Here is a 20,247-nt window from a genome sequence, read left to right on the forward strand (position 1 = left end):
ACGGTATGTCAGGCACCAAGAAAAGGAAGAGGTGCAAGAGCAGGCGCAGTTAACACTGCAGTAAACAACGCCCCCTTCTAGGGGGCTAATGCAAAGCCACCTTCTTTAGAAGGTGGATCTTTTACTTAGTTCGGCTGTCATTTCATCATTTAGCGCTTGTTTAGAAATATATTGCATACCGCGCTGTGCCTTTAAAATATAACCTCGCTCAGTTTCAATAATCTCACTAATCTGTTGCCAGCTTAATTGGTAGCTTTTATACGGGTTTTCGGCTTTCACCCCATCATCAAATACGATAGTCACTTCGCTGCCTGATGCACGGCTCATCATTTGTCTTGCGACCCACCATGGGCGCTTGTAATAAAACGATAAGCACTCAACGACGGCAAGCATAATCATAAAGCTACCAAGGTAATGATTCTCTAATTGATAAAACGCCAATAAGCCTAAGGTTATTAACAATATCAACAGCGGGTATTTAGGCTTGGCTTGAGATGAATAAGGCAAAGACTCATCAAAGCATTCGTAATAATACGGTTTATCTAATGTGTAAGTTGTACTTAATGTCATTCGTGGGCTCACTTAATTTGCTGACAGCAGTTTAACATTGATAGAAAAAATCTGCCGTAGTTGGTTTTCATTTAGTTGTCATTGTGAGAGCTTAAGTTATGTGTATTTTAAAGGCGTAAGTTGTATGTTAGTTAGTTCAATGTCATTAGCACTTGCAATGACCACAAATACTTTTTTAGTTATGGGCGATATGCCATACACCCCGATTGATGAAATTAATCTCGCCAAAGGCGGAAAAATTACCAAGGCAATCGAAGCAACACCGCATGGCTTTTTAATACATCTTGGTGATATGAAATCCGGGGCGCTTGCTTGCACGAACAAGCTTTTGCAAACAAATAAAGCGTTATTGACGTCATTGACCCCACAGCCTTTTATTTACACCCCCGGTGATAATGAATGGACCGATTGTGACCGAGAAAAGCTATCGGTACGTTTTGATGAGCTTGAGCGGCTAAGCTTTGTTAAAGGCTTAATGTTCGACGAGGCTTATACACAAAAAGCACAGCAACTACAGGGTTATGCCACACAAGCTGAAATGCTAGAGAATGCCCGTTGGCAGTTTGATGGTATTGAGTTTCGTACTTTGCATATACCGGGCACTTTTAATGGCCGCTCGCAAATTTTAAAAAGTGACAAAAACGCAGCACTTGATGCCGCTGACAAACGTGATAAGTACAACTTAATTTGGTTAAAACAAGCACTTGTTCAACAAGATGCTAAGGCCTATGTGTTTGGCTTTCAGGCTGATATTTACCACCCAAGCAGTAAACCCGCCTGTAGTGAATCGCAGCGCTCTAAATGTGATGCATTTAAACTATACCGAGATGCCATCAGCGACTTTGCAAAGCACACTAAGAAGCCTGTGCTTGTAATGCATGGTGATACCGGCCCATATTGTCAGCAGCCGTTAGCGAGTAACTTAACGCGTTTAAATGTCCCCGGAGATTTTGCTGTAAGCGATGTCGCAAAAGTAAGTTTTATCGACGGCCAATGGCATATAGCAAGTGTAACGACAAATGTGCCCCTCACTAAGGTATGTGAGTGATAACGTTGGGTAGAACGGAGACGCACTCAGAGCCGTCAGCTATCAGATTAAAACCCAACAAGTTAGCGAGTTTCTAGAGAAAGGAGCTATCAGCTTTCAGCCGTCAGCTATCAGATTAAAACCCAACAAGTTAGCGAATTTCTAGAGGAAAGAGTAAAGTTATCGAGTTTGAGGCTCACGTAGGCGTGAAATTTATTTCGCGCGGTGGTTTATAAAGTCATCAGACTTTAAACCCAAGTTAAGACTTGTAGGAGGCGTTTTAACGCCGAAAAAACTCACGCTATAGCCAAAAGTTCACGGTTAAAACCATTCCTACGATTATCTCAGATCTCATGCATCATTTAAAAAACAAAAAAGCGGCACTTGGCCGCTTTTCTTAAGTAAGGTGTGCTATTAGCAGTTAGTTTCTTCTGCGTTAACACCTTCTTTTACTTCTTCACATGCATCTTCAACTGCATTTTGTGTATCAGTAATTGCTTCGTCAATACGCTCACCTGCGTCTTCAGCAGAGTTGTCTTCACAACCCATGATGAAAAGACCTGAAAATAGGGCGATAGTTGCGGCTTTTAAAGTTGAATTTTTCATAATGAAATTCCTTGTAAATTTAAAAAAAGTAAGTGGTTATCTGCTTTTAACTACTTAGGGACGTTGCCTCTAAGTGCTCCTGATACCAGCGAAATAACAAGTAATACTAAAAATATAAAAAAGATAATCTTAGCGATGCCTGCAGCGGCTCCTGCGATACCGCCAAAACCTAACACTGCTGCGATTAACGCGATAACTAGAAAAGTAATTGTCCAGCGTAACATAGTGGTCTCCTTGGCTATTTAAATTTTCTTAAGTTCGATGTAACTGAAGCGAGTTCTGTGCCAGAACTTTTATTTTATATATTTCAATGGGTTGTGTGTTTTTGTTGTTCTTTAGAGGGTTCATCATTTGGTAACTTTTACGAGTAAGCATGTAACTTATTCATAGTGATATTTTTTCATATTGAGATGCATGAGAAAAAGAGATAATGCACCAATAAATGGTAAGACCAATTTAACTTTATTTGGGTTGGCTACCTCTAACACCTTGTTGTGTGTGGTTTTTAGCCATTTTGTTGCTATTAATTAATAGTTCAGCATATAACGACTGGCTATATTGATTATTTATATCATCTATAGCAGGGCTTTAAATGCATAAATAGTGGGGTGTTAATTATATGTACGTCATGTTATTTTAAATTTAATTGGTTTTACCAATTTACAATGGTGCTATACAAATGAATTTTGTTTGTTATTATTGGTGCATAATTATTTAACAAAAATAACTTTTTATTTTAAGTAAGCGAGGGGAGTCGTATGGATATAGGTGGATTACTCACCACTGCGGCCAGTTTGATGGTGACAGGCATGGTAGGCGTGTTTGTTTTTCTGACTATTTTGATTTCAGCAGTCACTTTAATGTCAAAGGTAGTGGGTCGATTTGATGATCCTGCAATTGCAGAACCTACGCGTACAGCAAAAATTCAACCTCAACAGGGTGTGCCACAGGCACATATTGCAGCAATCAGCGCTGCAATTGCTCAATTTCGAAATAAACAAAAATAACGGGGCAGCTTAAACATGGCTAAATTAAAACTAACCGAACTAGTATTGCGCGACGCACACCAGTCTCTTTTGGCAACGCGTATGCGCTTAGACGACATGCTACCCATGGCAGAAAAACTCGATAATGCGGGTTATTGGTCAATTGAATCATGGGGTGGTGCGACGTTTGACTCGTGTATCCGTTATTTAGGTGAAGATCCTTGGCAACGTATTCGCGAGCTAAAAGCGGCAATGCCAAACACTAAGCAACAAATGCTACTACGCGGACAGAATCTTCTAGGTTACCGTCATTATGCTGATGATGTAGTCGAAAAGTTTGTTGAGCGTGCCCACAAAAACGGTGTTGATGTTTTCCGTATTTTCGATGCGATGAACGATGTGCGTAACCTTGAAACTGCCATTAAAGCTGCTGTTAAAGTAGGTGCTCATGCCCAAGGTACTATTTCGTACACAGTAAGCCCTGTACATACGCTTGATATGTGGCTTGAGCTTGCAAAACAACTAGAAGATCTTGGTTGTCATTCAATTTGTATCAAAGATATGGCAGGTTTATTAAAGCCTTATGATTGTGAACAGTTGATCAAAGGTTTAAAAGAAACTGTGTCTATTCCTATTGCGATGCAATGCCACGCGACCACAGGTTTAAGCACTGCAACTTACCAAAAAGCGATCGATGCAGGTATCGATATGCTTGATACGGCTATTTCGTCAATGAGTATGACCTATGGTCATAGCGCCACAGAAACCATCGTTTCAATTGTAGAAGGCACTGAGCGAGACACAGGCCTTGATTTAAACCAATTAGAAGAAATTGCTGCTTACTTCCGTGACGTACGCAAGAAATATGCTGCATTTGAAGGTAGCCTTAAAGGCGTTGATGGACGTATCTTATTAGCGCAAGTGCCGGGCGGCATGTTAACTAATATGGAAAATCAGCTTAAAGAGCAAGGTGCTGCTGACAAACTTGATCAAGTATTACTCGAGATCCCGCGTGTTCGCGAAGACTTAGGTTACATTCCACTCGTTACACCAACCTCGCAAATTGTTGGTACTCAAGCAGTACTTAATGTTTTGACTGGCGAGCGATATAAAACCATCACTAAAGAAACTGCGGGTGTCCTTAAAGGCGAGTATGGTGCAACACCAGCGCCAATGAATAAAGAGCTGCAAGAACGTGTACTAGATGGCGCTGAAGCAATCACTTGCCGTCCTGCTGATAAGCTTGAGCCTGAACTTGAGAAGCTTGAAGCAGAGTTATTAAGTGAAGCTAAAGAGCAAGGTTTAGAGCTTGCTGATGACGTGATTGATGATGTGCTTACTTACGCATTATTCCCTCAAATTGGCCTTAAGTTTATTAAAAACCGTAACAACCCTGATGCGTTTGAAGCAATTCCAACGGGTGAAGTTGCTAAGTCAGAAAGCAAACCAGCCGCTTCAAGTCCTGCAAAAGCAGAGCAATACAGCGTTAAAGTTGACGGTAAAGTTTACGATGTCGTTGTAGCGCAAGGTGGTGAACTAAAAGAAGTAACTCTAAAAGACAGTGAGTTAATTCCTCAATCTGCCTCAGCGTCTGTTAGCGAAACCTTAAACGCGCCGTTAGCAGGCAATATTTTCAAAGTGAAAGTAAAAGCTGGCCAAACAGTAAATGAAGGTGATGTGGTTATCATAATGGAAGCAATGAAAATGGAAACAGAAGTTCGCGCCGCACACTCAGGTACAATAGCTGAAGTATTAGTAGCAGAGGGCGACTCTGTTGCCACTGGCGATGCGCTAATCGCGCTAGCATAGGAGGCAGAGGATGGATGGTGTTTTAAACCTCTGGCATGCGACAGGTATTGCTAACTTTACCTTTCCTGCATTAATAATGATTGCGGTAGGTTGCGGGTTATTATATCTCGCAATCGCCCGTAAATTTGAGCCATTATTGTTATTACCTATCGGCTTTGGGGCTATTTTAACTAATATTCCTGTAGCCGGGTTATCTGAACCGGGTGGTTTGCTTTATTACGTGTACGATATCGGGATTGATTCTGGGGTGTTCCCACTTTTGATCTTTATGGGCGTGGGGGCGCTTACAGACTTTAGTGCCTTGATAGCAAATCCGCGTATGTTGCTGTTAGGCGCGGCTGCACAGTTTGGTATTTTTGCTACTTTATTTGGTGCAATTCTACTTAACTTTATTCCTGGTTTTGAGTTTACACTTCAAGATGCATCGGCCATTGCCATTATTGGTGGAGCAGATGGTCCAACAGCTATTTTCTTAGCATCTAAGCTGGCACCTGATTTACTTGGTGCAATAGCAGTAGCGGCTTATTCATATATGGCACTTGTGCCAATTATTCAGCCGCCAATTATGCGTGCATTAACAACGCAAGAAGAGCGCGAAATTCAAATGCCGCAACTTCGTACAGTATCGAAAAAAGAGAAAATTGTTTTTCCATTAATGGTGCTTAGTTTAACTATCTTGTTTTTACCTGCGGCAACACCGCTGGTAGGTATGTTCTGCCTAGGTAACTTGATGCGTGAATCGGGCGTGGTTGATCGTTTGAGCAATAGTGCACAAAACGAAATCATCAACATTACCACCATTTTCTTAGGCTTAGCGGTAGGCTCAAAGCTTGCAGCCGATAAGTTCTTAACCGTAGAAACAATCGGTATTTTGGTGTTAGGTGCATTGGCCTTTGCAATTGGTACAGCGTCAGGGGTGTTTATGGCAAAAGGTCTGAATAAGATCTCTAAATCGCCAATCAACCCATTAGTAGGCGCAGCAGGTGTGTCAGCGGTACCAATGGCAGCACGGGTGGTTAATAAGGTAGGCCTTGAGAGCAACCCGCATAACTTCTTGTTAATGCATGCCATGGGACCAAACGTAGCAGGGGTATTAGGAAGTGCCGTTGCAGCAGGTATTCTGTTAGCGATTGTTGGCTAAGTCGATTTACTTCCAACCGACTGGCGCAGTAATTTTACTGCGCTTTTTTTTGCCTATAGACTAGGGTCACCCTAAAGAAATTGTAGTTAAATGATAGTTGTGTAAGGAAGCCGCCATGAATGTTTTTATTATCTTATTATGCCTTTTTGTTGCCTTGGTTATTCTAATACCGCTACTTGAAAAATATCAGTCTAGAATGGGGCTTGATGGCGCGACAAAGTATGCAAAGTACATTTGGCCACTGGTGATGATTTCGCTGATTATTCAACTTATCTATGTTCTTTTAAGGTAATAGTTGTATTAAACCGCAGTGCTATCAGTACTCATTTTAGTAAAGTCTATAATAGTTTTAGCCGGGTTTATTTGGCACAAAAAAGCCGCTTCAATTGAAGCGGCTTTTTTATGTTTACTTAACTACTTATTTAACGCCAATTGTAACTCACGGTTACGTTGTAATTGCGCTAAGAAGTTATCAGCAATCGGTTTAAACTTAGCTAACTCATCGCGCGGTAAAGGCTCTGATTTAGGTAGTTTGACCGTTTTCGGATTACGGTGTACACCGTTTACTAAGAATTCATAGTGTAAGTGTGGGCCCGTTACACGACCTGTCGCACCAACCGTACCAATCTTTTGGCCTTGCTTCACTTTCTGACCAGTTCTAACCATCTTTTTGTCTAAGTGTAAGTACTTAGTTACATACTGTGTGCCATGGCTAATAAATACATAGTTACCATTGTATTTACTGTAGCCTGCTCTAATCACTTTACCATTACCCGATGATACAACTGGCGTACCGGTACGCGCTGCGTAATCGATACCGTTATGTGGTTTTACCGTTTTGGTCACTGGGTGTAAACGACGCGGGTTAAAGCTCGAACTAATATACTTAAAGTTAACTGGCGCACGTAAGAAAGCTTTTTTCATGCTGCGGCCTTCAGGCGTATAGAAGTTACCATCGGTATGGCGAATAGCAGTGTAACGCTCGCCTTGGTTAATAAACTCTGCGGCAATAATTTTACCGTCGCCAATGTATTCACCATCAACATAGTGAGCTTCGTAAATAAGACCAAATTGGTCACCTTTACGAATGTCATTAGCAAAGTCGACATCCCAACCAAAGATGTCAGCAAAATTCATAATTTGACGCTCGCTTAAGCCAGCGGCAATGCCTGATGTCCAAAAGCTATTAGAGATCTCGCCGCCAGCAGATTTACTTAGCGTTTCGATTTCTTTGCTATCGATAGAAGTGTCGTAGTTACCTTCGTCATTTAATGTAACGTATAAGGTATCTGTTTTTGAGATCACATAACGAAGCTGCGCTAAAGAGCCATCTTCAGCGGTTGCAAAGCTTAAGATTTCGCCTGGGTGAATTTTTGTTAACTTACGAGTTTCAGCGTTGGTATTAACTAGTTTGTGTAATGTTTGCGCTGAGAAACCCGCACGTTTAAAGATAAGTGCTAAATTATCGCCATTACGTACTTCATGGTCGATAAGCTCGTATTCTGGAAGTTTTGCTGCTGCTTGCTCCGAATTAAGCTCAGTTAGTTTTTCGTTATCATCAACTTTAACTTGTAATTCGTAGCGTTTGCCAATTTCAAGTGCGTTTGCACTGTTGTCCTTTGATGCGGTGGCTTTTTCAGAAGGCAATAATGCCAAGCCGACAATAGCAGAAACCAAACCGAGAATAAGCAGTTTGTGTTTTTTGGGAAGTTTGTGCACTACGTGAACCATATCGTGCCTTTTCTGCTGTCAAGAAATTTAAATACTAATATCGCAGGATATACCTAAAATAGAGCAAATACCAGTGTTTTGTAGATTTAAACTGGCGCTATTTTACGCTAGAATTGGCCTGCGCGTTAAACTTTTTTGTTTAAAATTGCAGCAGATGTCTATGGTTAAACTAAATCTACATTAGTTAACTAAAGTCCCTTCATTAAATTGCAATAACGCGGTATAAAGAACAATCATGCGCGCTGCCTTCAGGGCTGTTTCTTAAACTATTTAAGTTAGGCTTTTTTCTAGTGTCGCTTTTTGGTGCTAACTAGCTAAATTTTAAAGTTTTTAGCTCTATATTTATAACCCTGACAGGCCACCACGCCCCGGTAGCTGAATTTTTGGAGTAATACACAGTGGATTTACAAACCGCTCTAGCTGAGATAAAACGCGGTGCAGAAGAGATATTAATTGAAGACGAATTAGTCGAAAAGCTAAAGTCTGGTAAGAAACTTAAGATCAAAGCGGGTTTCGATCCAACTGCGCCTGATCTGCATTTAGGTCACACAGTTCTTATCAACAAAATGAAAACCTTCCAAGACCTAGGTCATGAAGTGATTTTCTTGATCGGTGACTTCACCGGTATGATTGGTGATCCGACGGGTAAAAACGTAACGCGTAAACCGTTAACCCGTGAAGATGTATTAGCTAATGCTGAAACCTATAAAGAGCAAGTATTTAAGATTCTTGATCCTGCTAAAACTACAGTTGCATTCAACTCTACTTGGATGGAGAACTTAGGTGCAGCAGGTATGATTAAACTGGCTGCGCGTCAAACAGTAGCACGTATGCTAGAACGTGATGACTTTAAAAAGCGTTATGCCAACGGTCAATCAATTGCTATCCACGAATTTTTATATCCACTGGTACAAGGTTGGGACTCAGTTGCATTAGAAGCTGATGTTGAGCTTGGCGGTACAGACCAACGCTTTAACCTATTAATGGGTCGTGAATTACAAAAAGACGAAGGTCAAAAGCCACAAACAGTACTTATGATGCCACTGCTTGAAGGTACTGATGGCGTTCAGAAAATGTCTAAGTCATTAGGTAATTACATTGGTATTACTGATGAGCCTAACGACATGTTTGGTAAAGTGATGTCTATTAGTGATGAGCTAATGTGGCGTTACTATGACTTATTAAGTGCATTATCTATCGAAGAGATTGCAGCGCTTAAACAACGTGTTGCAGATGGTGCAAACCCGCGCGACATTAAGATTGAGCTTGCCAAAGAAATGATTGCACGTTTCCACAGCGAAGAAGCAGCCGAAGGTGCTCATCAAGATTTCATCAAGCGTTTCCAAAAGAATGCATTACCAGATGAGATCCCTGAAGTAACAGTAACAATTGCTGAAGACACTGTGTTTATCACTAATCTATTAAAAGAAGCGAACCTTGTTGCAAGTACGTCAGAAGCAATGCGTATGATTAAACAAGGCGCTGTAAAAATTAATGGTGAAGAAAAAGTAACGGATACTAAGCTTGAAGTTGCTAAAGGCACTACACAGATTTACCAAGTAGGTAAACGTAAGTTTGCTAAAATCACCTTAGCTTAAATAAGCTAACAGAATAAAAACCAGCTGCGGCTGGTTTTTTTGTGCCTTTTTTAGTTAATAAACAGCGTAGCCACTTCAATGGCGATGATAAGTAGTAACCAAAATGCTTTCGCTTGATTTAAACGATTCACTAAAGCGGGAATATCATCGGCATCTGGCAAGCGATCAGTACCAACACGCATTTTATTAAAGCGCTCACCTTGGTAAAGGGCAGGGCCGCCTAATTGCACTTGTAGAGCAGCCGATGTAACACTTAACAGCCAACCCGTATTGGTTTGATAAAAGTGTCTGCCATAGTGCTTAATGTAATGGATGCTCTGTCTACTGGCATTGGTTGCTGCAATGGTTAATGCGACTAATCGAGTGGGTAACCACTCCAATACAAATAGTAACTTAGCAATGGTAGCCAAAAACGGGTTGTTTGGTTTTTGGTTTTTTCGCCATGCTTGATGAATTAATGTCAGTAAGCGATAAACTAAAGCAAGGATAGCGCCGCCAAGTAGATAAAAGAATATAACGGCAAAATAATGCCGCGCACTTTGTAACACCAGTGACTCCATGGTTGCTTTACAAATTCCAGAAGCCGATAAACGTGATACATCACGGGCAACAAGGCTCGAGAGTAGCTCTCTAGCAGTCGCTTTTTGGTTGAGCTTGAGCAATCTGGCAATACGTAATGATTTCTTCTCTTGCGCGCGGCTACTGAGTAACAAATATAAAATTAAGCCACTTAATAACTCAGGGTAAAAAGCAAACTCTAAAAACAGCACAACTAATGTCACTATCACTAAAATGGTGAGTGTAAAAGCCAAAGTTGAGGCTAAATATTGATAGCTTTTAGGATTCGTTGGGTTGTATAAACGATCGCTGAGGGCAGAGAAAATAACGGTTAAAAAGGTATTAGGATGATACCAACTAACCAAAGGAAAGAAGCGCTCAGCTAAGAGCGCTACAAAAAATACAATAATGTCCAAATGGTTTTGAACAATATTTGCAATCACCTTATAAACTCACCGATGTTAGCTTCTCTAAAAGAGCAACAACCATTTTAGATGAGTTGATAGATGCAGTTTCGATATACTCTTCAAATGATTGCGGCGATTCTTTGCCAGCAATGTCAGACATTGAACGAATAACAACAAATGGTGTTTCTAGCACGTGACAAGCTTGTGCAATTGCTGCACCTTCCATTTCTACTGCAAGCATAGTTGGAAATTCTGCGCGTGTTTTTTCAATTCTTACCGGATCACACATGAATGAATCACCAGTACAAATTAGGCCAATCATGGTTTTGACCTCGCTGATTTGGCTTACGCTTTGCTCTGCCGCTTCAATCAATTTAGGGTGCGCAGTAAAGCCCGCTGGCATTTGTGGTACTTGGCCGATTTCGTAACCGAATGCAGTAACGTCTACATCGTGGTGACGAACTTCTGAAGAAATAACCACATCACCTACATTTAGCGATGGCTCAAAACCACCTGCAGAACCTGTGTTGATCACACAATCTGGGCTGAAGTTGTCGATTAGTAGTGTCGTTGCTACTGCAGAAGCTACTTTTCCAATACCAGATTGAACTAAAGTAACAGTGTTACCCGCTAGTTCACCGGTGTAAAAGGTAAAACCAGCTTTAGTCATGATGCTTGGGTTTACCATTGCTTCGCGTAAGATTTTTACTTCTGGCTCCATCGCGCCAATAATACCAACGTGCATAATATTTGATTCCTTAGGTTGAATAGGATGATTATACCTAAAAATGTCTAAAACAAACAAAAAAGCAGACCTTAAAGTCTGCTTTTGCCAATATTATGACGGACTATATTTCTGCAAGCGCCGTTGAGTGTGCTTTTGCTTGTGATGGTGATAGTACTGCTGGTTTAGTTACTCGATTGCGTGCAGGTCTTGCCGGTGCTGCTGCAGGTTTACCAAGTTTAAACATGATAGCGTCACGCACTTCTCTTGGTTGATAGCCTGATTTTACTTTCATACGAATATGCGGAATGCCTGCCGCTTCTAACGCGCCACTGACAAACCAGTCACGTTGTGCTTTATGGCCGTCGCGGTTGGTGTTATTTACTAAATCAACAGCGGCAACAATGCTAAGTTTGTCCTTGTCGATAAGCACGTAATCTAACTGTTTGTTTTTGGCTTTAGCCATTGCAGCACGTTTAGCTTTGACAGATAAGCCTTGCTTACAGTCGATTAAATCAATCAGTTTAACACGGCTGACGATTTTGTACTGGTCACCTACAGCACGTTCTAGCAGGTGTAAAAAAGCACTCTCAACTTGCGTAAAAACAGTTTGCTTACGAGTGAAAGGGTAAGGGTTTCCGCCTTCATCGGTAAACTTTGACGCAACAACAGAGGCTACGACGACTAATACTAAAATTGATAATAAAGCGAATTCCATACGGTAACTCCACAACAACAAATTGACACTGAAAACTAATAGCAATTAGCGTGCCTAACTGTATGGAGCTACCCGAAATTTTTAAGCCGTGTATCCGCCAGCAACCCCTTTAACAGCGATTGCTACTGCGTCATGGGCATGAAGTGATTCGTAGTGGTTTATTTGTAGCCAGTAATCTGCGTAGTTATGCTGTTCAAGTAAGCCTTTAATTTTACGTGCAGCATCTTCGCAGAACATGAGGTTTTGACCATTTAAGCGGGCAAACTCTTGCTCATCTTCACGTTTAACCGCCGCTTGTACTGGCGTTTTTAGCTCAGTTTCTAAAGCATCAATTAAGCCAACCACATCAAAGCTGTCAATTTGGCTGTCGAGTTTTACTTTCACGTTGGCGATTGAACGCTGTGAGTGTGGTGTAGCTACAATCCCGTCAGTTGTGCCTAGCCATTCTAAAACAGTTTGCTTATCAACATTTTGTTCTGCAAACTTTTCGCTAAAGGCATTTTGAATTAATTGACGAGCAAGAGCCGCTGAACATGGGCATGTTGACGAGTAAGTGACATTAACCATTAACTCAAAGCTTACAATGCCTTGGTTGATCTTAGCGATCAGATGAATCGGGTAGTTTTTCCAACCTACTTTGCCACTTAATAAAGATTTTCGGCGCAGTGGTAGCTCAAACTTAAATTCGATTTGTGCTTGGTCACTTAAATCATCATGGCTGCTAATAAAGGCATCAAGTGCTTGCTTGAGAGTTTGTGGATTAACTTGCTGCTCGGTTGATAAGGTATCAAGGGCTAAAAATAAACGCGACATATGAATGCCTTTGGCGTCTTCTTTATGCAAGTTTACAAAAGCGCGTGCCTTGGCAATTACGTTTACAGGGGCAATATTGCGAGTTTCAAAAATGAAAGGAAGTTCAATTTCGCCCATGCCAACCCAGTCTAATTTACCTGTTTGTAAGGCGGGAGCCGTATCAGCAATATCTGGCATTGTGGTTTGCATGGTAATACTCATTCTTTGCAATTATTAAAGCGCGGTATTTTACATGAAAAAATATAAAAAAGCGGCGTTGATGAAAAAATTCTATGTTTATCGCACAATATGAATATTTCTAAAGGAATAGTGATAAAATTAACTATGCTGTTTTTTTTCGATTATGTGCCTAAGCTTTAATATATGATTGATTCTTCTTTGAGTCCCTGGGCTCGCACACTCTCAAGCTTTATTTCTAAGTACGGTGAGTTTAAAACTGCCGCTGCCTGTTATGCCTTATTACTGGTCATGTCGCTGATTTTATCGTGCATGTTTTATTATGTAGCAGTCGGTACGGTAACTTTAGTTGATGTTTTAGCTGTGTTGTTTTTTACCGCAGTAGTATCGCCGATATTAATAACAGTGCTGCTCAATTCTATTCGCCAGTTAGAAGCATCTTATAGTTATCTAGATAGCGCAACCAAACAAGAAAAACTGCTCAATCAAACACTAAAAGACAATATCAGTCGCTTAAACGAAGAGATTGATGAACGTAAAATGGCGTTTCATGCTAAGCACAGAGCAATAGAAGAACTTAGACGCGAAATTGCTGAGCGTAAGAAAACTCAACAAGAACTAGCTCAACAAGGCATGCTATTACGCTCTATTGTCGACTCATCTCCCGATTTGTTTTATTACCGCGACAACAATGGTGTGTTTGCTGGCTGTAATAAAATGTTCGAACAAGTGATTGGTAAAAGCAGCGATGAGTTAATCGGCAAGAGTGTCGAAGAAATCTATCCAAGTGATTATTTACCGGAGGTACTTCGCACCGACAAAAAAGTATCTCAAACTCACCAAGCTCTTACACTTGACGTTGAATACCCTGTTAATGGTGAAAAGCGTTGGTTTGAGATGCGTAAGTTACCCTTTATTAATGAAAAAGGTGAGTACATTGGTTTACTTGCCTTTGGCCGTGATATCACCAGCCGTAAAGAGGCGGCTCAGGCCCTTGAAGCGGCTTACAAAGATAAAGGTAAATTCATTGCGACTCTAAGTCATGAACTAAGAACACCGCTTAACGGTATAGTGGGTTTAACCCGCATGTTGCTAGATACAGAACTTGATAAACAACAACGTAGTTGGTGTAACACGGTATTCTCAAGCGCCGAAACCCTTGGCAATATATTTAACGATATTATCGACTTGGATAAAATTGATCGTGAGCAGCTTGATATTGTTGCTGACTCAGTCAATGTGGCCGACTTTATAAATGATGTGGTGAACTTTGCAGGCTTAATTGCTGAGCAAAAGGGGCTTGAGTTCAATATTAAACGCAAAGGTACGTTAGACGTTTATGCGTCACTTGATCCGACTCGTTTACGTCAAGTTGTTTGGAATCTTATCAATAATGCGGTTAAGTTCACCCAACAGGGTCATGTTGAGCTTGAATGTCGCCGTGAGAATCGCGCTGATGGGCCTTGGTTAGTGATGCGTGTAAGCGACACCGGTCAAGGCATTCCTCAAGAGCAGCTGCACCGTATTTTTGACATGTACTATAAGGCACCTGATATCAAAGGCACCAATGCAATTGGTTCAGGGATTGGTCTTGCAGTAACTAAAGCACTTGTTACTGCGATGAAAGGTGAAATCAATGTCAGCAGTACTGAAGGTGAGGGCAGTGTTTTTGTTGTCGAAATTCCCCTTAAGCTTTGTATTGCGCCAGCTGAGCAAAGTTATGCGGTACGCAGCTTAAATATTCTTTTAGTTGAAGATGTGCCGCTAAATGCTGAGATTGCTACCAACCTACTTGAGCAGCGTGGTCACGAAGTTATTTGGGCTGAAACAGGTGAAGATGCGCTGTCGTTTGTATACACAGAAGATGACTTAGACCTAGTTTTACTTGATATGCAATTACCAGACATCAATGGTGATGAAGTTGCTCGTCAAATTCGTGATGATGAGCACTTTGATAAGCTGCCAATCGTTGCCTTGACTGCCAACGTGCGTAGTGCCGAAGAAGAACTTGCGGGTATTAATATTCAAGGTGCACTCGCTAAGCCTATCAACACCACAAAACTCGATAAAATGCTCGGCGAGCTATTTGATATAAAGCAGCAACAAAATTGTCAGCCTGAGCCAATTAAAGCCGTGACGGAAAAAGACTTATCGGGTATACGTGTTGAGCTTCTCGATATAGAAACCATCGAAGACTTTGTAGGCTCAATGGGGCTGGTTATTTTTAATCGTAGCTGTGAGTTATTTAATAAGTTAAACCCTCAGTATCAAACTGAGCTAGCAGATGCGTTAGCTGAAGATGATAGAGAAGAATACAAATCGGTGGCGCATAAATTGAAAGGTGCAGCTGGCTCTGTAGGCTTAAACGATGTGCAGTTACATGCTAAGAAGATGGAACACGGCGCGCTTGAAGAAAGTAGTGAAGAGTTACAGCAGTGGCTTGATGAACTTGCAGTTAAAATAAATGAAGGGCGTGACGCCCTCCAATTATTCTTACAGCAGTTAGAAGATTAATTCTAATTAGCTGTCGATTTTACCAATGAAACGATAGCCTTCACCATGGATGGTGCTGATCAGCTCAGAGGTGCTGTTATCGCTTTCAAAGTGTTTTCTGATACGACGAATGGTTACGTCTACAGTGCGGTCATTTGCGCGAAGCTCACGGCCAGTCATGTGCTTAATTAATTGCTCACGGCTGAAAATACGGCCCGGTGAATCGAGCATTAAACGAAGTGCGCGGTATTCACCTTTAGGTAAACGCTTAGCGTCGCCACTTGGAGATGTTAAACAACGACTGTTTTCATCAAGTTCCCAACCGTTAAATGTAATAACACCATTTGTTTCGATATTCGCTTCTTCGCCACCTAATGCTGTGCGCGAAATAAGGTTACGAGCACGAATAGTTAATTCGCGAGGGTTGAATGGTTTTGTGATGTAATCATCAGCACCAATTTCAAGACCTAAAATGCGATCAACGTCGTTGTCACGACCTGTTAAGAAAATTAAACCAACATTACGTTTTTGACGTAATTCACGCGCTAAAATAAGCCCGTTTTTACCTGGTAGGTTGATATCCATAACTACAAGGTTCACATCATCATTATTTGTAAGCTTGTCATGCATATCATCGCCATCAATGGCTTCAATAACTTTGTAACCTTCGGCTTCAAATAAACTAACGAGGTTTAGTCGAGTTACGTCTTCATCCTCTACGATCAGAATGACTGGCGTTTGCATTGTATATTAACCTTTTCGGAAATTTTATTTACAAAAATTCGGTATTATCAAGCAAAACCGAATACTAGAGATTATAGGATTAGATCCAATTGTTAACAAGTAAAATCAATTTGGATAAAACTTAGCCATAGCTAACAATCGAGATTGCACTTTAAAGTTATGCTGCAATACGTGCTGCTTATTGATATACAGTCGGATTTTATTTCCTTCTTGAACCAGAGAGGCTATTCCGCCTTTCTCTAAAAAGCGAATACTTTCACCTATCGTTAAAGTATTTAATGAAATTGTATCGGTCCAAAGTGGAAGTATATCATTTTCTAATGTTTCATCAATGTATGTGATATCACAAATCTGAGAAAGTTCAGAAATTTGCTGAGTTTTTTTCACTAAAATAACGTTGATAGGTTTTTTGTTAATTTGCAGTTCACTTTTGTCCTTTAGGAACGACCCAGGCCCTGTTTCTACATTATAAAAACAGAAAGAAATAGGTGGAGGATCCATGCTTTCAGTAAACTTAGTGAACTTAGCAATTTGATATAAAAACGCAGATTTTACTTGTTCTGGTGATTTTGCAAAACTCGGGGTGGCGTAAATAACAAAAGCAAAAAGGCAACATATGATTTTCATCATGCATTACCTTCAGATAAGGGCAGAGTAATAATAAAATGAGCACCCTCGGTATTTAACTCATCGTGAATTATTGTACCGCCTAAGGCTTGGGTTACCAGGTTATAAACTAAATGCATACCTAGTCCACTTCCACCTTCGCCTCGTTTGGTTGTCACAAATGGGTCGAAAATACGTTTTCGAATCGTCTTTTCAACACCAACGCCATTATCGAAATAGTGAATAATAAAGCTGCTTTCATTGCGCTCAACGTTAAAGGTGATCTCGTTATCAAGCTCGTCGCTAAAACCATGGATCACAGAGTTACTCAATAACTGCTGTAACACCTGCTGTAATGGTCCCGATTTAGTCTCAATACTAAAGTCATTATTGCAGTTAATCGTGATTTTAGGGTTGCGATATTGTATTTCTGAGCGCATCGACATAATCACATCATTTAATAAATTATATAAGTTTACGTTAGTGGTTATTTCGACATCTTGATTAACTGCCACTTTCTTAAAGCTTGAGACTAGCTCTGCGGCTCGGTTTAAGTTGCGATAGATAAGATCTAGATTTTCAATGCCATCAGTTATAAAGCGTTTTAAATGTGCTGAGGTGAGTGTTTTTTGCTCAAACTGCGCGTTGATTTCTGCCAGCTTGTCACGCAGCAAAGTTGAACCCGTAATACCTAAGCCGATAGGTGTATTTACCTCATGGGCTACACCTGCAACCATTTGCCCTAAAGAGGCCATTTTTTCATTTTCTACTATTTGATTTTGGTATTGATGCATACGCTCAAGTGTATTGAGTAGTTCTTGGTTAGCCTCACGCAAGGCAATAGTACGTTGATTTACTTTCTCTTCAAGACTTTGGTTAAGCTGTTTTATTTCTTGTTTGTCTTTTTCGTGGCGCTCGATTTGCTTTTGGGTTCGGGCAAGCATGATATTTAAGCTGCTAGAAAGCTGATTAATTTCATCGACATTAGTTTTTTGTGCGCGAGTATCATAGTTATGGTTTTTTGACACATCTTGAAGCAAGTTACTCAGTTCATCAATTGGGTTCGCAATACGTTTTTGAATACGCAGAGCAACAAAATACACCAACACTAAAACAAATAGGGTTAGTAAAATATCAATAAAGATTTTACGGTTAATATACTGATTGAGCCTATCTAAGCCACCACGAACATAGGCATAGCCAATCACTTCTCCTTCATATTTGATTGGTTTTATTAATTCTATTACATCATCTTTAAACTTTGGCTCAGACAGATCGCTGATACTGTTTACTTTGATAGGAACTGGCGGAGTTCTATTGGCGTTAAAGCTGCTGAAAAAAACAGGCTCATTCGATAATTCGTCAATTGCGTATATGTGAATGTTTTTAATGAGCGGCACTGTCTCGAAAGATTTTAGGCGCTCTGTTTCAGTTTCGTTATCATCAAATAACACTGTGACCTGGGCGTTATATGCAATAATTTCAGATAGAATAGTTATTTTATCGACAATTAAGGCTTTTTGTTCTTTTACATCTAGGTAGGTCGAAATAGAGATAGACAAAGACAAGCACAACGCAGTAACAAGCATAACCGCATTAGTTAATGCCTTACGAATACTCGTTTGTGCCGATAAAATTGACATGCGCTATAGAAAGCCTAAATTTTTATTTTATTAGTAAGAGTTTAGTCTAGCAAAGACATTTAAAAGTAACTAAATATTTTAAAAAATATTTTTGCTACGAATAAGCTATTTACTCAACTTTTATTTAGCTGAGTAAACTGCAAATTTTGTATTTTTGAAATCGGTACTGTATTGGCCAAATTGCGCTTCTAAAATAGGTGGGTATTTTAAGAAGCTGTTTGCAACTATGGTCAGTTTACCTTGCTTACTCAAGTGTTGCTTTGCAGAGCTAAGAAATGCCTCGGCAATGGTGTAATCAGTGGCAATACCGGTGTGGAAAGGTGGGTTACTGATGATTAAGTCGAATTTACCATTAATATCAGATAAGCCATCACTTAATACCGCTTGGCCTTTAAGGTTATTTAATGCAAGTGTTTGCTCTGTGGCGTAAGTAGCAAGAGCACTTACATCGCTACATACAAACTCAAGCTCAGGCTGCTTTTTTCCTAAATAAGTAGCAATAATGCCTGCGCCACATGCAAAGTCGAGCACTTTACCCTTGCTAATACTTGGCGCATTATTTAGAAGTACCGCGGTACCTACATCAAGCGCACCGTGGTTAAATACGCCCGGCACACTAATCGCCGTAAATTCAATATCGCCGGCTTTCACTTGAAATTGCTTATGATAACGACCGATAGCAAAGTTATCGTTTAGCGTAAGCTCAGAGAATAAATACAAAATACAGTGCTTGGCACTATCGATTTTGTTACTAAAACCACAGTGATCTTTTAGTTGTTTCTCTGCTGATTTAACACCGCTTTTATTTTCACCTACCACAAATAGTTGCGCGTCTTGATGACAAACAGCACGAATGTTATCGAGGCACATTTGTGCTTCGGGCTTAGCTTTTGGGTAATAATAGATAACTAAATCGTAGTTATTATCTGGAATAGTGTGGCTAACCACAGCATGTACACCGGCAATTTTGCTAGCATACATGGCATTTGCGTGGTTATAACTGAACGCAGTAATTTTTGCGTCAGGGTTTAGCGTTTTAAGTTCGCGTAAGAAGCCATCTTGCTCAAAGTTAACCACTAAAATCGATTGTCCAACAAGTTCGTCTTCATTTCGAAGCAATAATAAACTTGGGTTGGTTAACTTACTCATGCTGCTTTACCTTTTGTTACTTAGTACGCTCAAACATTAGATCCCATACGCCGTGACCTAAACGGTGACCGCGCTGCTCAAATTTTGTCAGTGGACGTGAATCTGGGCGAGGAACGTAATCGTTAGTTTCTGACTGGTTTTTGTAACCTTCAGCAACTTGCATTACTTCAAGCATATGCTCAGCATAATTTTCCCAGTCAGTCGCCATATGGAAAACACCGCCAATTTTTAATTTGCTACGTAACTTTTGCGCAAACTCTGGTTGTACGATACGACGCTTATGGTGACGTTTTTTATGCCATGGATCAGGGAAGAATAATTGCAGCTTAGATAAGCTTTCATCGGCAATACAATCAGCTAGAACTTCAACTGCATCGTGTTCGAATACGCGTAAGTTTGTTACACCTGCCTCGTCGGCATCCATTAAACAGGCACCTACACCTGGGCGGTGAACTTCAATACCGATGAAGTTAAGCTCTGGTGCGTTTTTAGCCATTTCGACTAGCGATTTACCCATACCAAAACCGATTTCTAGTACCACATCGTTATCGTTACCAAACACTTCTTTTAGGTTTAGCATGCCATTTTTATGCTCAAGGCCCATCGTTGGCCAACACTTCTCGATGGCTGCCGCTTGGCCTTTTGTGAGGCGACCTTCGCGCTTTACGAAACTACGAATCGTGCGGATGTATTTACCCTCTTGCTTTGCTTGCTCGAGGTTTGGGTTACTTGAGTCACTCATATATT

At 40.6% G+C, this 20,247-nt stretch carries 20 protein-coding genes; 7 read left to right on the top strand and 13 right to left on the bottom strand.

Going from position 1 to position 20,247, the window contains the following annotated elements; all coding sequences use genetic code 11:
* Positions 1–105: 105 nt before the first annotated feature.
* The gene (locus tag L1272_RS16855) at positions 106–570 is read right to left on the bottom strand and encodes a YcxB family protein (RefSeq protein WP_235373913.1); all 465 of its coding nucleotides are present in this window, start codon (positions 568–570) and stop codon (positions 106–108) included.
* Between the two features lie 124 nt (positions 571–694).
* Between L1272_RS16855 and L1272_RS16860 the strand changes: the two genes are divergently transcribed.
* The gene (locus L1272_RS16860) at positions 695–1,618 is read left to right on the top strand and encodes a hypothetical protein (RefSeq protein WP_235373914.1); all 924 of its coding nucleotides are present in this window, start codon (positions 695–697) and stop codon (positions 1,616–1,618) included.
* Between the two features lie 393 nt (positions 1,619–2,011).
* Here the strand turns inward: L1272_RS16860 and L1272_RS16865 are convergent, their stop codons facing one another.
* Together L1272_RS16865 and L1272_RS16870 are read right to left on the bottom strand one after the other, a co-directional pair.
* Positions 2,012–2,203: a hypothetical protein gene (locus L1272_RS16865; protein ID WP_054551284.1), complete on the bottom strand. Its 192-nt coding sequence runs from the start codon at positions 2,201–2,203 to the stop codon at positions 2,012–2,014.
* Between the two features lie 50 nt (positions 2,204–2,253).
* Entirely contained in the window at positions 2,254–2,427 is a 174-nt protein-coding gene (locus L1272_RS16870) for a DUF1328 domain-containing protein (RefSeq protein ID WP_064485886.1), read from the bottom strand.
* A gap of 534 nt (positions 2,428–2,961) precedes the next feature.
* Here L1272_RS16870 and L1272_RS16875 point away from each other — a divergent pair.
* The 4 genes from L1272_RS16875 to L1272_RS16890 all read left to right on the top strand — a co-directional run bounded on the left by L1272_RS16875 (position 2,962) and on the right by L1272_RS16890 (position 6,431).
* A complete protein-coding gene (locus L1272_RS16875) occupies positions 2,962–3,210 on the top strand; it encodes an OadG family protein (protein ID WP_054551285.1) in 249 nt (82 codons plus the stop codon).
* A 15-nt stretch (positions 3,211–3,225) separates the two neighbouring features.
* Positions 3,226–4,998 (top strand): sodium-extruding oxaloacetate decarboxylase subunit alpha, encoded by a 1,773-nt coding sequence (gene oadA, locus L1272_RS16880; protein WP_054551286.1) that lies wholly within the window; start codon positions 3,226–3,228, stop codon positions 4,996–4,998.
* Positions 4,999–5,008: 10 nt separating this feature from the next.
* Positions 5,009–6,139 carry a sodium ion-translocating decarboxylase subunit beta gene (locus L1272_RS16885; protein WP_054551287.1) on the top strand — a complete coding sequence of 377 codons (1,131 nt, stop codon included), beginning with the start codon at positions 5,009–5,011 and terminating at the stop codon, positions 6,137–6,139.
* 115 nt (positions 6,140–6,254) lie between these two features.
* A complete protein-coding gene (locus tag L1272_RS16890) occupies positions 6,255–6,431 on the top strand; it encodes a hypothetical protein (RefSeq protein WP_171042794.1) in 177 nt (58 codons plus the stop codon).
* A gap of 122 nt (positions 6,432–6,553) precedes the next feature.
* Here the strand turns inward: L1272_RS16890 and L1272_RS16895 are convergent, their stop codons facing one another.
* Positions 6,554–7,870 carry a peptidoglycan DD-metalloendopeptidase family protein gene (locus L1272_RS16895; protein ID WP_054551288.1) on the bottom strand — a complete coding sequence of 439 codons (1,317 nt, stop codon included), beginning with the start codon at positions 7,868–7,870 and terminating at the stop codon, positions 6,554–6,556.
* A 398-nt stretch (positions 7,871–8,268) separates the two neighbouring features.
* Here L1272_RS16895 and tyrS point away from each other — a divergent pair, with 398 nt between their 5' ends.
* A complete protein-coding gene (tyrS, locus tag L1272_RS16900; protein ID WP_199530051.1) occupies positions 8,269–9,468 on the top strand; it encodes a tyrosine--tRNA ligase in 1,200 nt (399 codons plus the stop codon).
* Positions 9,469–9,518: 50 nt separating this feature from the next.
* Here tyrS and L1272_RS16905 read toward each other — a convergent pair whose 3' ends face one another.
* From L1272_RS16905 to folE2, 4 genes are all read right to left on the bottom strand, one after another.
* The gene (locus L1272_RS16905; RefSeq protein WP_235373915.1) at positions 9,519–10,469 is read right to left on the bottom strand and encodes a cobalamin biosynthesis protein CobD/CbiB; all 951 of its coding nucleotides are present in this window, start codon (positions 10,467–10,469) and stop codon (positions 9,519–9,521) included.
* 1 nt (position 10,470) lies between these two features.
* Complete coding sequence (gene mtnN / locus L1272_RS16910) at positions 10,471–11,178, bottom strand: 5'-methylthioadenosine/S-adenosylhomocysteine nucleosidase (RefSeq protein ID WP_235373916.1); 708 nt, start codon at positions 11,176–11,178, stop codon at positions 10,471–10,473.
* A 103-nt stretch (positions 11,179–11,281) separates the two neighbouring features.
* Positions 11,282–11,875 (bottom strand): DUF2726 domain-containing protein, encoded by a 594-nt coding sequence (locus L1272_RS16915; RefSeq protein WP_054551292.1) that lies wholly within the window; start codon positions 11,873–11,875, stop codon positions 11,282–11,284.
* Positions 11,876–11,956: 81 nt separating this feature from the next.
* A complete protein-coding gene (gene folE2 / locus L1272_RS16920; RefSeq protein ID WP_187490254.1) occupies positions 11,957–12,877 on the bottom strand; it encodes a GTP cyclohydrolase FolE2 in 921 nt (306 codons plus the stop codon).
* A 174-nt stretch (positions 12,878–13,051) separates the two neighbouring features.
* Between folE2 and arcB the strand changes: the two genes are divergently transcribed.
* Positions 13,052–15,379 (top strand): aerobic respiration two-component sensor histidine kinase ArcB, encoded by a 2,328-nt coding sequence (arcB, locus tag L1272_RS16925; RefSeq protein ID WP_138602046.1) that lies wholly within the window; start codon positions 13,052–13,054, stop codon positions 15,377–15,379.
* A 6-nt stretch (positions 15,380–15,385) separates the two neighbouring features.
* Here arcB and arcA read toward each other — a convergent pair whose 3' ends face one another.
* The 5 genes from arcA to trmB all read right to left on the bottom strand — a co-directional run bounded on the left by arcA (position 15,386) and on the right by trmB (position 20,242).
* Positions 15,386–16,102 (bottom strand): two-component system response regulator ArcA, encoded by a 717-nt coding sequence (arcA, locus tag L1272_RS16930; RefSeq protein ID WP_054551295.1) that lies wholly within the window; start codon positions 16,100–16,102, stop codon positions 15,386–15,388.
* A 105-nt stretch (positions 16,103–16,207) separates the two neighbouring features.
* Positions 16,208–16,732 (bottom strand): YfiR family protein, encoded by a 525-nt coding sequence (locus tag L1272_RS16935; RefSeq protein WP_228290684.1) that lies wholly within the window; start codon positions 16,730–16,732, stop codon positions 16,208–16,210.
* Entirely contained in the window at positions 16,729–18,351 is a 1,623-nt protein-coding gene (locus tag L1272_RS16940) for an ATP-binding protein (protein WP_138602048.1), read from the bottom strand. Before L1272_RS16940 ends, L1272_RS16935 begins: the two co-directional genes overlap by 4 nt.
* A gap of 120 nt (positions 18,352–18,471) precedes the next feature.
* A complete protein-coding gene (gene rsmC, locus L1272_RS16945; protein WP_199528345.1) occupies positions 18,472–19,500 on the bottom strand; it encodes a 16S rRNA (guanine(1207)-N(2))-methyltransferase RsmC in 1,029 nt (342 codons plus the stop codon).
* Positions 19,501–19,516: 16 nt separating this feature from the next.
* The gene (gene trmB / locus L1272_RS16950; protein ID WP_054551299.1) at positions 19,517–20,242 is read right to left on the bottom strand and encodes a tRNA (guanosine(46)-N7)-methyltransferase TrmB; all 726 of its coding nucleotides are present in this window, start codon (positions 20,240–20,242) and stop codon (positions 19,517–19,519) included.
* Between the last annotated feature and the right edge of the window lie 5 nt (positions 20,243–20,247).

It is taken from the genome of Pseudoalteromonas sp. PAST1 (assembly GCF_021532515.1).
In the GTDB taxonomy this organism is placed as follows: Bacteria; Pseudomonadota; Gammaproteobacteria; order Enterobacterales; family Alteromonadaceae; genus Pseudoalteromonas; species Pseudoalteromonas simplex.